A 13,555-nucleotide genomic window follows, 5' to 3' on the forward strand; every position below is an offset into this window, starting at 1 on the left:
CCGTCACCAAGCCCGCGCCCGCTGGTTCCACCAACGCACCCGACTGAATCGCGACTACGCCCTGGTCAGCTAGCAATTGGCGGCTGCCGTACTAGATTCTGCCCAGTTCCGAGGTCGCCGACCAACTTCTCCTTCAGCCTGGTGAGCAGATCGTCGCCAGAACCCATTTCGTAGCCTCTGAGAAAGGCTACATACATGCGGTACGAGCCATCCAGGCCGAACATGAGGGGTTGCTCCCGTAGATTCTGGAAAGTTTCCGCCCCGTCACGAGATCGGCGTCCACGTCAAGATGTCGTCACCATATTCCCAGCGGGATTGGACTCTTCCATGGAGACACCCGTCCTATCCGTGAACCCGTCATAAACTCTGCCATCGTAAACGACGACGTCGTGGGTATACCAACCCTGCTGGTAGTAACCCCATTGCTCCTTTTTCATGTAGCCGCCCAGCCCGAAGAAATTATCTTTCCCTGGGGGGTTTTCGGCGTTGGAGAGTCGATAGATTTGTCCGCCGCCCAGCCTCTTTTGGATGTCCTTCGCTACATCCTCGCAACCGTTGGAGCACTTCGGGTCACCCGGATCCTGCGGCTTCCAGCCCGGCCCCAGATCACCCTTGCTCGTTCCTCCGCCACTACGATTCCCTGTCCGCTCCAAGCGGTGGAGGTCATCCCAGAACTTGGATCCACCGTCCGCCATCGCAAAGATGCCCAAACCAGCCACCAGGACGCCTGCGCCGATGCGGCCGACGTCCGCTCCTCACGCCGCGCGGGCTCGTGGCCCGGCCGGCTGCCGGCCCACACACCACCGGTCAACGGCCTGTCGTTCTGCGGCGGCCCGGCGGGCTGCCCGGCTCTCCGCGCCAGCCGCCAGGCATCCGCTGGCGGCCTTGCTGCCTCGCGGAGTGAGACGAACGAGCACCCCGGGCCCGGTCGGCGGATCGGGCGTGGGGCGGATGAGCTCGGCTCGTTCGAGCCGGTCGAGCCACCCGAGCGCGGCTCCCCCGGGGAGCTCGGGTTACTGGAACAGATCCTCGTTCGAAGCTGCGGATTTCGAGTGAGGGTGGCGGGGTTGAGTCCGTGCTGTCATTGCGGGGCGGCGGCGGTGAGTTCGGCGAGGTCGACGGCGTTGATGAGTTCGGTGAGTGCCGGCTCGGTGCCGAGGTCCAGGGGCAGGAGTTCGCCGGTGCGGGTTCGTGGGTTGAGCAGCAGTTCGGAGCTGGTGTCGTTGACGATGGCAGCGGCATCGGCGGCGTCCCACCGGACTCCGTTTAGCGCGGATCGAGCGATCCTTGTCGCAAGCAGGCAGGATACGCGGGGTCGGCCGTAGCTGTCGGGTCCGTCGTGGCGGAGTACGGCCACTCGTGCGGTGGTGATGCCGGGGGCGACGGCGAAGGCTTCCCGCAGGGTGACGAGGACCTGGCCGCAGACGAACTGCTTGTAGTAGTCGGCCCGTTCGCGTTGCGGGAGCTTACGCAGCGACAGGTTGCCGGCCTGGGTGGTGGTGGGCATGCGTTCGGGTACGACGTGCTCGACGATGGGGACGAGCACCACGAGCGATACCTCTTCGCCGGTGGCGTCAACAGCGGCGCTGGGTGCCTCGTTGTCTTCGAAAGCTTCCTCAAGTGTTTGCAGGACGACTTCGGGCACGTTGGTGCAGAGTTGCTGCCAGCGTTCGTCGAGGTACCGCTGCCAGCCTGCCTGCTGTTCCCGTAGCGAGCTCCACTGTCGCTGGACCTCAGCCTCGGTCCACTGCGCGGCTTGCTGCTTGGCCTGCGCGCGCTTGGCGCGCTCGAAGAAGCCGATCCCGGCCTGGGCCTGCCGTTCGTAGTGCTTGTAAATGGCGGCCCGATCGGGTGGTGCGGGGTCTGGCGCGATCGGCCGCGACGCGGCAGGGAAATCAACCCGGTGCAGCTCGAGAATCCGCAGGAACGTCTGCGCCAACCGTCTTGCTTCCTCGGCCCGCTGCGTCTGCATCGCTTGGCGCTGCTGCGCCGCGACCTGCCGTTGGTAGCTCGCCGCCGAGGTAGCCCGGCCCGCGGAGCTGCCTCGACGGCCGCCGCCGAGTGAGGTGTAGAACCCGACCGGCCCCACCCCTGTGGAGAAGCCGGTGCGGCCGGCGCCGAGGTGGACTCGGGCTGCCCGCGGGCCGATGCTGGTACGGATGCCACGCGACGAGGCACGGATCCGCACTCCGGGCGCAAGTTTGATGGAGAATCCCACGCCCTGACCGTAGAACACGACGCCCCGCTGCCCGGTCACCCTGTAATCGGATGGCAGCTCCGACAACTGACCGCTGCTCACGCCCGACGGGCATATACAGATGCGTCGGCTGCGGTCGTGACGGGTCGGATGTCGACGAACGCTCGCCGGCCCGGTCCGGTGGCGGATGCCTCGGTCACCAGGCGCCGGCCAAGGCGCAGGGCGTTCAGCGTGTGGCACCACGATCAGCTTGCTGCGGCCGGAGCGTCAGGCGCGAGCGCCAGGAGCATGCATGCCGTGCTGGCTCCTCTCTGCGTACGAATGGGCTTGCGGCACGTGCCGGCGAGCGGATGAGGCATCCCGGCTGGGGGCGGGCCGCCCAGGTGTCATCGGCTCGCGCGTCGCAAATCCGGTTCGGTGTCGGCGATGAAGGCTTGCAGCGTCCGCGCCGGCCGTCCGGTAACGCGCTCGACGGTGTCGGTCACCTTCGCGAAGCTGCCGGCGCGCACGCGCTCGAACGTCAGCACGGAGAGGTCTCGATAGAAGTCCTCGGTCCCGGCCACGGCCTGGTCGATGGTCACCTCGCGGTGGACCACGGGGCGTCCTGCCGCGGCGGAGAGCAGTTGCGCGGTGCGTGGCAGCGAGAGGGACTCCGGGCCGGAGAGTTCGTACACCTGGCCGACGTGTCCCTCGTCGAGCAGCGCCCGCTCGGCGACGGCCGCGATGTCCCGGGCGTCGATCCACGCCACCGTCGCGCCACCGGTGGGGAACGCCAGCTCTCCGGTGCTTGCGATCTGGTCGCGGTAGAAGCGCGGGTCGGTGAAGACCTGCATGAACCAACTCGGCCGGAGGATCGTCCAGGGGCGTCCACTGTCGCGAACCGCGCGCTCGGCGCGCGGCGCCCACCCGTCGGGCCCCTCGTAGTCCGCCTCCCGTTCGGACAGCAAGACGACCCGGGTCCGGGGGGACGTCTCGGTCAGCAGCGCGCCGATGAGCTCCGGCGCATCGGCACGGTCCGGCCGGACGACGTACACGGCGTCGACGCCGTCGGTCGCCGCCGGCCAGCCGGAGGGGTCGTCCCACGAGAAGGCGGTCGGGCGGACGCCGTCGATGCCGACCGTGGCGGGGTTGCTGCTGCCGCCGAGCACCTCGATGCTGTTCCTTGCCGCGAGTAGCTCCGTCAGCGGTACGCCCGTCTTGCCGCGGACCCCGGTCACCAGTATGCGGGCCATGCCGGACTCGGCCGAGTTCGGACGCTGCACCCTACATCACTCCTTTGTTTGAGTCACTAAAGCTTCTCGACCCACCCAACCACCGATGTTTGATTGAGTCAACTAATCTGGAACCATGACCGAGGTGGCGAACACCCTCAACCAGCAGGTGTGGGACTTCGTGTACGCCTACGACGCGGCGTACGACCGCGCGGCGCGGACGGTCGGGCTGAGCGCCGCCCAGGCCTGCCTGCTCGACCAGCTGGCGGAGGGCAGCTGCGCCATGGGGGAACTCGCCGCCGCGCTGCTGTGCGACGCCTCGAACGTCACCCAGCTCGTCTCCCGGCTGGAGACCAGCGGCTTCGTGGCCCGCGTACCCGACCCGGCCGACCGGCGAATCAAGCGAGTGTCCATCACCCCGGCGGGGCAAGGGGTACGCGACACCCTCCGGCGGGCCTTCGACTTCCCGTCCGACCGGCTCGGCCGGCTGACCGCACACGAGCAGCGCCGACTGTCCGAGCTGCTAGCAAAGGCGCTCGCACCCGACACGGCCTAGATCCTTGGGTTCGAGAATCTGAACACGTGGGTCGGGTGTATGGATCTAAGTGAGCGTCCGGGAACCTGGCGGTTTCCTCACCGGCCTGGTGGCGCACTACGGCTACCCCGGCCTCGCCGTGCTCGTCGGGGTGGAAAGCTTCGGCGTTCCCGCCCCGGGTGAGACGGCGGTCATCCTCGGCGCTGGGTACGCGGCGCACGGCCAACTGGCCATCATCGGGGTCGCGATATCGGCGTTCCTGGCCGCAGTGACCGGGGACAGCATCGGCTACCTGGTCGGCCGCACCGGCGGCCGGCGAATCATCCTGCGGTACGGCCGCTACGTCCGCCTCACCCCGCAGCGGTTCGCACGGCTGGAGGCGGTGATGGGCTGGCACGGGCCCAAACTCGTCGCGGTGGCCCGCTTCGTCGGGGGGGTGCGGCAGTTCAACCGGGTTGGTCGCCGGCGCCACCGGCATGCCGTGGCGCAACCCGCATCGTCTCGGCTGGCCTCGCTGACTGATCCTGGCGTTGCCGCCGCAGGGTGGTGGGCGCCTACCGCCGTGCCACCAGATCCCACAGGAGACCGGCGGCGACGCCCAGCACGAGGCTGAGGGCGGCGGCCGCGACGGCGAGGCGCGTCGATGAAGGCTGCGGGGGCTCGTCGTTCGATGGTGCGTGTTCCCGGCCCTTGGGCGTCGACCGGCGGCTGCGGTAGGTCGGGGCGATCCAGCGCAGGTAGTAGAACAAGCTGATCACGGTGTTGACGAACACGACGACGGCCAGCCAGGCGTACCTGCCGTCCCATGCGGCGGTCGCGGTGGTGAGTTTGCCGACGAACACGGCGGTCGGCGGGGTGCCGACGAGGCCGAGCAGCGCCACCAGCAGGGCCGCGGCGAGCCACGGCCGGTCGGCGGCCAGGCCCCGCCAGTCGGCGAGGTCCCGACGCTTGGGCAGGGCGGCGCTGGCGGCGAACGCCGCGATGTTGGTCGCCGTGTAGCCCGTGAGGTACACGAGCAGCGAGGGTAGGGCGAGGTCGCTGCGGCCGGCCGCCGCGATCGGCACGAGCAGGAAGCCGACCTGGCTGACGGTCGACCAGCCGAGCAGCCGCCGGGGGTCGGACTGCCAGAAGGCCGCGAGGTTGCCCAGCGTCATGCTCACCGTCGCGAGCGCCGCCACCAGCACCGGCCATGACGACGACGGGGGAAGCACGACGGCGAGCCGGTAGATCGCGACCAGCGCGCCGATCTTCGGAACCGTGGTGAGGAAGGTCGCCGCCGTGGCGGTGGCTGCCTGGGCCGCGTCGGGTACCCAGAAGTGGGCGGGCACCCCGCCGGCTTTGAACATCAGTCCGGTGATCACGGCGACCGCCGCGACGGTCACCGCCGCCTGCGGCACGCCGGTGAGCCGGTCGGCGAGTTCGGCGTAGCGGGTGGTGCCGGTGAGCCCGGACAGGACGGTGACGCCGAGCAGCAGCAGGATGCCGAACAGTGCCCCCATGAGGTACGTCTTCATGGCGGCCTCGGCGCCCGCGGCGGTGTGCGCGAGGCCGATCAGCGCGTAGATCGGGATGCTGGCGAGCAGGAACCCGACGACGAGGGCGAGCAGGTCGTTCGCGCCGGCCAGCAGCACGGTGCCGGCGGTGGAGAACAGCAGCAGGGCGTAGGTCTCGCTCTCCCGCGCGCTGCCGGAGATCTCGTCGGCGGCGACCGCCAGGATGAGTAGGGTGCCCGACGCCGCGAGGATTCGGACGATCCCGGTGGCCGTGTCGACGGCGAACGAGTCGTCGAACGCGTTTGTCGCTGGTGCGTGCAGTTGGACAGCGGCCGTGACGATCGTGGCGACGAGTACCACGGCGGTGAAGATCCGGACGAGCCACTGCTGGTGGCGGGGGACGAAGGAGCCGCCGATCAGGGCGGTGAGCGCCCCGCCGGAGAGCAGTATCTCGGGAAGCAGCAGCAGTGGACGCATCATCGCCGTCTCCACGCGTCACCGCCTGAGCAGGCCGACGACGGCGTGTGCGGCCGGTTCGATGACGTCGAGCAGCGGGCGCGGCAGAACCCCGATCAGCAGGGAGAGCAGCAGCAGTGGCCCGGCCGACCACAGTTCGCTGGGGCGCAGGTCGGTGAACCCGATCGACGCGCCGGTGGTGTCGCCGGTGAAGACTCGTTGCAGCGCGCGCAGGAACAGCGCCGCCGTGATAAGGATGCCGAGCACCGCGATGGCGGTGACGGGTGCGGCGGCGATGCTGCCGGTGAAGATCTGGAACTCGGCGATGAAACCGGAGAAGGCGGGCAGGCCGAGGGAGGCGAACGCGCCCACGGCGAACAGCGCCGCGAAGGCCGGCGCGGGCGCGGCGAGCCCGCCGAAGTCGTGCATGTCGTAGGTGCCGGCGCGGTTTCGGAGGACGCCGGCGAGCAGGAACAGGGCGCCGGTGATGAGGCCGTGGCTGACCATCTGGGTGACCGCGCCGGCGACCGCCACGGTGCGGGCCTGTGCGGTGTTGTCGGTGACCAGGCCGGCGACGCCGACGGCGAGGACGATGTAGCCCATGTGGTTGACCGAGGTGTAGGCGATCATGCGTTTGACGTTGGACTGGGCCAGCGCCACGAGCGCCCCGTAGATCACCGACACGACTCCGACGACGATCACCGCCCAGGCCCACGCCCGCCAGGCCTGCGGCAGCATCGGCATGGCGATGCGGACGAAGCCGTAGGTGCCCATCTTCAGCAGCACTCCCGCGAGGACCGCCGACCCGACGGCGGGTGCGTCGGTGTGCGCGGGCGGCAGCCAGGTGTGGAACGGCACGGTTGGTGTCTTCACGGCCAGGCCGAGCAGGATCGCCGCGAGGACCAGTCCACCGGCGAGCGGCCGGCCTTGCAGCGGTGGCGAGGCGGTGAGTTGTGGCATGTCGAAGGTGTGCGGGTCGGCGGCCAGGTACAGGCCGATGAATCCGACCAGCAGCGCCAGGGAGCCGAGGAAGGTGTAGAGGAAGAACTTCAACGCCGAGTGTGCGCGGTTGCCGTGGCCCCAGCCGGCGATGACGAAGTACATGCCGACGATGGACAGGTCGAAGAAGACGAAGAACAGGATCAGGTCGGCGGCGACGAACAGGCCGAGGCTGACGCTCTGCAGGAACAGGAACAGCGCCGCGTGGCCACGGGGTCGGTGCCGCTCGCGCAGCGCGTACACGGCGCAGGCCAGGTAGATCACTGCGGTCATCGCCACCAGGGGCAGCGAGAACCCGTCCACGCCGACGTGGTAGCTGCTGTTCACGCCGGGAATCCAGGGCGCCCGCTCGGCGAAGGCCAGTTGCCCGGGCGGCGGCGTGTCGTAGCGCAGCCACAGCACGGCGATCAGTCCGAGATCGACAGCCGCCACGGCGACCCAGGTCCAGCGCGCCAGGGTGTCGCCGAGACGTGGCAGGGCAGCCAGCGCGACCGCGGCGGCCAGCGGCAGGAAGACGATCAGGCTGAGCAAGGGTTATCCCCAGACGACGAGGACGACGACGGCGACGACGAACACGACGACGACCTGGAGGTAGTACTGGTGCAGTTGGCCGGTCTGCGGCCGGCGGGCGAGCTGTCCCAGCCGCCGTGTTGCGGCGGCGACCCGTTCGACGGTGGCGTCGAGCCACCGCTCGTCGGCGCGGGCGGCGTGCTGGGCCAGGCGCAGCGACCTGGCCGCGGCGAACTCGACGCCGCGGTCGAGGACCTGGTCGTCGAAGCGGGCTAGCGCTCGCGCGCAGCGCAGGGTCGGGCGGACGACCAGCGCTTGCGCGGCGGCTTCCAGCCCGAGCCACCGCAGCGCCGGCCCCGGCTCGGGCGGCGGACGGCGCGCGACCAGCAGGACGACGGCCAAGGCGACCGCCGCCGACACCGCGAGCTCGACCGGCGAGACGTGGAACTGGCCGGGCTGCCCGACGGCCCGGGCAACCACGGCGCTGACCGGCGGGAGGGCCAGCAGACCGGCGTAGGCTGCGCCGATCGCGAGGACCACCAGCGGCGCCTGCTGCAGGAAGTTCACCTGCCCTGGTTTCTGCTGGTCGTGGTGGGCGTCGACATCTCCGCGCCGGCCTGCGGGTAGCGGCCGCCAGATGACGACGAGCAGCTTGCCCGCGTAAGCGGCCGACAGAGCGGACGCTGCCAAACCGGCCGCGTACAGCCACAGCGACTGTTCCAGGACCCGGGCCAGGACTGCGTCCTTGGTCGCCCACAGCGACAGCGGCGGGATACCGGCCAGGGCCAGCGCCCCGGCGGTGGCGGACCAGCCGACCAGCCGCCACCGCCCGACCACCCCATGCAGGCCGGCAAGCTGGGTGGTGCCCAACGCGGTCAGCCACGCCCCTGCCGCCAGAAACAGCAGCGCCTTGGTGGCGGCGTGCGCGATCAGCTGGGCGGCGCCGCCGGCCACCGTACCGGCGCCGGCGGCCATCACCACGAACCCGAGTTGCGCGGCGGTGGAGGCCGCGAGGAGCTGCTTGATGTCCCGCTGGGCGACCGCCACCGTGCCGAGCAGCAAAGCCGTCAGCGCACCCGCCCACATGGTTACTGGAGCTGCCCAGCCGGTGGCGGCGAGCAGCGGCTGCACCCGCAGCAGCAGGTAGCCGCCCATGGCCACCATCGCCGCGGAGTGCAGAAGGGCGCTGACCGGGCTCGGGCCGGCCATCGCCCGGGACAGCCAGAACGAGAACGGCAGCTGCGCGGCCTTGCCGAGCGCGGCGACGAGGACCCCGGCGGCGATCACGTGCCGCCATCCCGGGCTGCTGTGGGGCAGGTCGGCCAGGGCCAGACCTGCGCCGCCGGCCAGCGCCGCTGCGGCGGCGATGTACAGGCCCAGGTCGGCCGAGCGGGTGGTGAGGAACGCTGTCAGGCCGGCCGATACGCGATCGGCGTCGCGCCACCAGAACCCGATCAGCGCGTACGACGCGGCGCCCATGATCTCCCACGCGAACAGCAACGTGGGCAGCGTCGCCGCGGTGACGGTGAGCGCGGCGGAGGCGGCGAACAGCAGCATCAGCCCGTGAAAGCGAGCCTGCGAGCGGCGGATCTCTCCTGCTGCGGCGGCCAACACCAGCAGAGTCACCACGGCGAGCATGGGCGCGAGCAGCGCGGCGAGCCCGTCCACGGTCAGCGCGAAGTCGACGCCAGCCATGAACGGCACCGCCACGGCGGGCCGGGCCACCGCGACCACCGCCGCCAGGACCACCAGGACTGCGGCGACCGTGAGCGAGACCGGCGCGGCCAGCCGCTCCGCCCGCCGGGTCGTGGCCAGCAGGGCGCCCGCTGCCGCAGGGAGCGCCACCAGTGACCACAGGGCGGCCTGCGCGAGCTGGCTCATCGAGACAGGTCCGCGGCCATGTCGGTCATGTCGGTGCGCCGTACGCGATGCAGGTGGGTGGCCACGGCGAAGCCCATGGCCATCTCGACGGTCATCGCGACGATGATGATCAGCAGCAACACCTGCCCGGACGGGGCCGGGGCGAGGAACCACCAGAAAGCGGCGGCGGCCAGGATGAGGCCGTTGAGCATCAGCTCCAGCCCCATCATCACCATGACCACCACCTGCTGGGACAGCGCACCGTAGAGGCCGACGCTGAACAGCGCCGCCGCCGCGAGCAGCACGGTCTGCAAGGTCATCGGCCGACACCTCCCGGCTGCGGGTCGTCGGCCGGTCGCCGGCGCAGGTCGTCGCCGAAGCGGTCGTAGCGGGTCCGGTGGGCGGCCAGGACGACGCCGGCGACGATGGTGACCGCCATGACCGCGCCGACGCCGGTCATGACCAGCATCTTCGGGCCCATCAGCTCCTCCCCCAACGCCGCCGTCACGTCAGGCGCGGGGGCGCCACGCCGAGTCGGCCACGGCACCAGCAGCACCCCGGCGGCGAGGAGCACGAACACACCGATCGACACCGCCAGGGCGTGACGGTTGTCGTGGACCATGCTCATCGGCATCAGCGCCGGGTTCATGCCCATGAACATGACCATGTAGACGGCCATGACCGCCATCTCCATGACCATCATCAGGATCGTCACCACGCCGACGTAGTTCTGCTGCATGAGTAGCACCTGCAGGCCGACGGCGATGAACGAAACGGCGAGGGCGTAGCTGGCCCGGGCCATCGAGTCGACGATGAACACGGCGGCGCCGGCGAGCACGGCGATGATCGCCAGGGCCCAGAACACGATGTGCGTGAACACAGGTCAGCTCCTCCCCGTGGCGATGACCGCGACGATCAGGTCCTGTAGCAACACCGCGGGAAGCAGCACCACCCAACCAACCTCCATGAACACGTCCGGCCGCGCCGCGGGCAGGCGGCGGCGCAGCCACACGAACACGGCCAGCAGGGCGAGTGTCTTGATCAGCATCCACGCCCAGGCGGGAAGCAGCGGGCCCGCGCCACCGCCGAGGAACGCCGGCACCGCGAACGCCGCCCCGGCGGCGAGCAGCGAATACCGGCCGCCCTGGAACAGCAGCCGGTCGACGCCGGACAACTCGGCGGTCACGCCGCCGGCCACGTCGGCGCCGAGGGCCGGGGAGAACGGCCCCCAGACAGCGATCGCCAGAACCCCCATGCAGTAGACAACGAAGGCCACCGGCATCCAGACCACGAACCAGAGTCCCTGCTGGGCGGCGGCGATTGCCCCGAGGTTCAGGCTCGACGCGCCGACCGCGGGCGCTACCAGCGCGAACATCAACGGCAGCTCGTAGGCCAGCCCGTGGGCGAGGAACCGGTATCCGCCGACCAGGGAGTGCGCCGAGTTGGCGCCCCAACCGGTCAGCCACACGAACGCCCATGCCAGGACGTCCATGGCGTTGAACCAGACCACCCCGACGTCGAGGTCGAAGAGGACCCACCGTCCGAGCGGAACCACTGTGATGATCATCAGCGCCATCAGCAGCAGCCCTGCCCCGCCTATCCGCCACAGCAGGCTGTCCGCCGCGACCGTGGTCCGCCGCCGTTGCCGCATCAGCCGGGCCACCTCCCCGAACGGCTGGGTCAACCCGGATGACGTGGAGCCGGCTGCCCGGGCGGTCAGGAATCCGTCGAGAGCGACGGCGGCGACCGCCAGCAGTCCGAGCAGCCCGGCGGCCGCCAACGCCCACCCGGCTGGGACCACGGTGACCGCCGGGTCAGGCATGACTCACCTCCCGGTCGGCGGCGAGCGGGTCGAGGTCGAGGCTGGCGATGATGAGCCGGGCCGTGGCGAGGTCCCACCCTCGTACCAGATCAGGGATCGCTGCGATGGGTGTGTCGCGCGGCTGGCCGGTGGGCTGCTGACCGGTGATGCTCTCGTCGGCACGGCCGAGCATGGCGAGCAGCCGTTCGCGGACGTCGCCGGCCATGGTGGCCGGCAGCCCGCGGCGTGCGAGTTCGTGCGCCTCCAGCGGCCCGATCCGGCGTAGCGACCACCGCAGCAACCACGACCGGCCTATCTTCTGGCGGAGCCTGTGGAGCTCTCCCGCCGGCTGGTCAAGGTCGTCGGTGAACAGCAGGGCGTCACGGATACGGCGGGCGCGGGAGGCGGCATCGTCCCAGCCGGCGAGCGCCAGGAGGCTGGCGACGTTGTCGCACCGTCGGGCGGCAAACCGGCGACGGTCGCCCATGGCAGGCGGCGCTGCCGCTGCGAGGTCAGCAGGGTTGTCGACGGCGAGGAGGGCGGCCTGCGCGTCGACGATCACGTCGCCTTGGAGGTTGCACCGCAGGACGAGGCCGGCCGGCCAGTACGCCAGGACGGGGCCGAGCCGAAGGTGCAGCAGATCCATCTCCAGGCCGTCGCGGTCCTCGCCGTCGGCGGCGAGCGGGATGCCGCCGGGGGCCATGTCCATGCCCGCATGCCCGTGCCCCATGCCGCCGTGCTCCGTACCATCGTGGTCCGCACGTCCGGCAGGCGGCCCTTGGCCGTGGTCGCCATGCCCCGCGTGGGCGTGATCGCTGCGCTCCGTGGCGCTGTCTGCGGCGTGCTCACCGCTGCCGTGCGGCGGCGCGCGGTGGTCGACGTCGCCGTGCGCGTTGTGCAGCGGCCTCCGGCGGTGCATGCCTTCCTGCGTCTCACCGGAGCTGGAATCCGGACGGCCGCGCTCTACGTGCGGGCCGCCCCGGTCGAGCGGAGCGTGCCGTTCGTGCGGGTCGTCGCCCCGATTAGCATGGCCCGCCCCGGCGTGGTCGCCTGACCGGTTACGGCTGTCGGCCCGCTGCCGTGCCGTGTCGAGCAGGTCTGCCTTGGCCGTGCCGAGGGCGGCAGGAACCGCCTGCGGGGAGTGGATCTCGATGCGGGCCCGTGGGCCGGGCATCTGCTCCCACAGTTGCTCCACCGGCTGCGTCAGGTGCGGGTGGGGCGGGCCGCAGACGGCCAGGATGTCGGCGTCGCCCGGGGACCGGGCCAGCCGCCATCCCCGGGCAAGGACCTGGCACTCGACCGCGGCCCGGGTCACCCAGTGCCCCGGTACCTCCGCGACCAGCACATGAGCGTGCCGGACGGCGGTCGGGCCCAACACATCGGTCAAACCCATCGCAGGGCGCCCTCCCGCCAGGCCCAGAGCACCGCTACGAACACCCCGCCGAGGAAGACGAACATCTCCACGATCGCGGAGGCCCCGAGCTGGCCGACGACCACCGACCACGGGTACATGAGCAGCATCTCCACGTCGAAGGCGAGGAAGAGCAGCGTGGCGAGGTACCACCGCACGTGGTAGCGGGACAGCGCGTGCTCCTCGGGCCGCCACCCGGACTGGAACGGCAGGGTCTCCAGCGGAGAGGAAGCGATCGCCGCAGCGCGGTGGGCCAGGTACAGGCCGGCGACGATGAGCGCGGCCACCACGGCCATGCTCGCTGCCCCTGCGTACATTCCGCTCCCGTCCGCGCTGTCGTTTCGGGTCTGCTCGGCTGCCCGAGAGCGGTGCCGTCGTCGCCCCTGGCTCGCACGGTCATTCGTGGCGCCGCACGCTACGGCGTCCGTCACGTGAAGGGCTCTCGCCCGTGGATCGCGTCGCTCTACAGCAAGCCCAACGGGGTCAGCGATCCACCGATACGCACCGGTCATCCCTCACCCACTTCTACTACCAGAAGGTGGTAGCGGATGCATGTTGTGCCGCGCGTCCATGCGGCTGAGGCCGGCGTGAGCACGTCGGGTCAGCGTTTCGGGCGGAGGGTGTCCACACGTGCGACGGACTGGTCGATGCGGTCCTCGGTGAGGCGGCCGGTACGCACGAGACCGACGATCGTGTCGAGCGTCTGGTCGGCGACCTGTGGGTCGTACACCTGCTGGTTGGCGAAGACGAGCAGGTCGAGGCCGGCCTGCAAGGCCAGGGCGACCGCGTCTGCGGCGGGGTATCGGCGGGTGACCGCGGCCGCCTGCATGGCGTCGCTGACCACCGGTCCTTGCAAACCGAGCCGGCCGCGTAGCAGGTTCATCACGGTCGCGGTCGACAGGGACGCCGGATAGGTCGGGTCGAGGTTCCTGTTGAGGATGTGGGCGGCCATGATCGAGTCGGCGAGGCCGGCCTGGATCAGCCGCTGAAAGGGTTCCAGTTCGACTTCCCGCCATAGACGGGCTGAGCCGTCGTGTCGTCGGCACTCGAAGCGGTGCGGTTGGTTCACTGCCGACCGCTGC

General features: G+C 70.5%; 14 protein-coding genes. 2 read left to right on the forward strand and 12 right to left on the reverse strand.

Annotation, left to right across the window (positions count from 1 at the left end; all coding sequences use genetic code 11):
• Window positions 1-284 precede the first annotated feature (284 nt).
• From ACFYM6_RS30065 to ACFYM6_RS30075, 3 genes are all read right to left on the reverse strand, one after another.
• Complete coding sequence (locus ACFYM6_RS30065) at window positions 285-719, reverse strand: hypothetical protein (protein ID WP_387280837.1); 435 nt, start codon at window positions 717-719, stop codon at window positions 285-287.
• Between the two features lie 362 nt (window positions 720-1,081).
• A complete protein-coding gene (locus ACFYM6_RS30070) occupies window positions 1,082-2,299 on the reverse strand; it encodes a DUF4236 domain-containing protein (RefSeq protein ID WP_387280838.1) in 1,218 nt (405 codons plus the stop codon).
• A gap of 284 nt (window positions 2,300-2,583) precedes the next feature.
• A complete protein-coding gene (locus ACFYM6_RS30075; RefSeq protein WP_387280839.1) occupies window positions 2,584-3,459 on the reverse strand; it encodes a hypothetical protein in 876 nt (291 codons plus the stop codon).
• An 85-nt stretch (window positions 3,460-3,544) separates the two neighbouring features.
• On the opposite strand from ACFYM6_RS30075, the gene ACFYM6_RS30080 reads away from it, so the two are divergent.
• Both ACFYM6_RS30080 and ACFYM6_RS30085 read left to right on the forward strand, forming a co-directional pair.
• Window positions 3,545-3,964 carry a MarR family winged helix-turn-helix transcriptional regulator gene (locus ACFYM6_RS30080; protein ID WP_387280840.1) on the forward strand — a complete coding sequence of 140 codons (420 nt, stop codon included), beginning with the start codon at window positions 3,545-3,547 and terminating at the stop codon, window positions 3,962-3,964.
• Window positions 3,965-4,013: 49 nt separating this feature from the next.
• On the forward strand, window positions 4,014-4,556 hold the full coding sequence (locus tag ACFYM6_RS30085; RefSeq protein WP_387280841.1) for a DedA family protein: 543 nt from the start codon (window positions 4,014-4,016) through the stop codon (window positions 4,554-4,556).
• Here ACFYM6_RS30085 and ACFYM6_RS30090 read toward each other — a convergent pair.
• The 9 genes from ACFYM6_RS30090 to ACFYM6_RS30130 form a co-directional block, all read right to left on the reverse strand.
• Window positions 4,498-5,928, reverse strand: a complete 1,431-nt coding sequence (locus ACFYM6_RS30090; protein WP_387280842.1) for an NADH-quinone oxidoreductase subunit N — start codon at window positions 5,926-5,928, stop codon at window positions 4,498-4,500. The genes ACFYM6_RS30085 and ACFYM6_RS30090 overlap by 59 nt on opposite strands.
• 3 nt (window positions 5,929-5,931) lie before the next feature.
• A complete protein-coding gene (locus ACFYM6_RS30095) occupies window positions 5,932-7,422 on the reverse strand; it encodes a NuoM family protein (RefSeq protein ID WP_387280843.1) in 1,491 nt (496 codons plus the stop codon).
• 3 nt (window positions 7,423-7,425) lie between these two features.
• Window positions 7,426-9,282 carry a proton-conducting transporter membrane subunit gene (locus ACFYM6_RS30100; RefSeq protein WP_387280844.1) on the reverse strand — a complete coding sequence of 619 codons (1,857 nt, stop codon included), beginning with the start codon at window positions 9,280-9,282 and terminating at the stop codon, window positions 7,426-7,428.
• On the reverse strand, window positions 9,279-9,581 hold the full coding sequence (locus ACFYM6_RS30105; protein ID WP_387280845.1) for an NADH-quinone oxidoreductase subunit NuoK: 303 nt from the start codon (window positions 9,579-9,581) through the stop codon (window positions 9,279-9,281). Before ACFYM6_RS30105 ends, ACFYM6_RS30100 begins: the two co-directional genes overlap by 4 nt.
• On the reverse strand, window positions 9,578-10,141 hold the full coding sequence (locus ACFYM6_RS30110) for an NADH-quinone oxidoreductase subunit J (RefSeq protein ID WP_387280846.1): 564 nt from the start codon (window positions 10,139-10,141) through the stop codon (window positions 9,578-9,580). The genes ACFYM6_RS30105 and ACFYM6_RS30110 overlap by 4 nt, the downstream gene beginning before the upstream one ends.
• Window positions 10,142-10,144: 3 nt before the next feature.
• The gene (locus tag ACFYM6_RS30115) at window positions 10,145-11,083 is read right to left on the reverse strand and encodes a complex I subunit 1 family protein (protein ID WP_387280847.1); all 939 of its coding nucleotides are present in this window, start codon (window positions 11,081-11,083) and stop codon (window positions 10,145-10,147) included.
• Entirely contained in the window at window positions 11,076-12,455 is a 1,380-nt protein-coding gene (locus ACFYM6_RS30120; protein ID WP_387280848.1) for a hypothetical protein, read from the reverse strand. The genes ACFYM6_RS30115 and ACFYM6_RS30120 overlap by 8 nt, the downstream gene beginning before the upstream one ends.
• Complete coding sequence (locus tag ACFYM6_RS30125; RefSeq protein ID WP_387280849.1) at window positions 12,446-12,790, reverse strand: NADH-quinone oxidoreductase subunit A; 345 nt, start codon at window positions 12,788-12,790, stop codon at window positions 12,446-12,448. Before ACFYM6_RS30125 ends, ACFYM6_RS30120 begins: the two co-directional genes overlap by 10 nt.
• A 284-nt stretch (window positions 12,791-13,074) precedes the next feature.
• A complete protein-coding gene (locus tag ACFYM6_RS30130; RefSeq protein WP_387280850.1) occupies window positions 13,075-13,542 on the reverse strand; it encodes a glycoside hydrolase family 3 N-terminal domain-containing protein in 468 nt (155 codons plus the stop codon).
• Window positions 13,543-13,555 lie beyond the last annotated feature (13 nt).

Origin of the sequence: Micromonospora sp. NPDC006431, assembly GCF_042870725.1 — a bacterium.
Lineage (GTDB): Bacteria > Actinomycetota > Actinomycetes > Mycobacteriales > Micromonosporaceae > Micromonospora.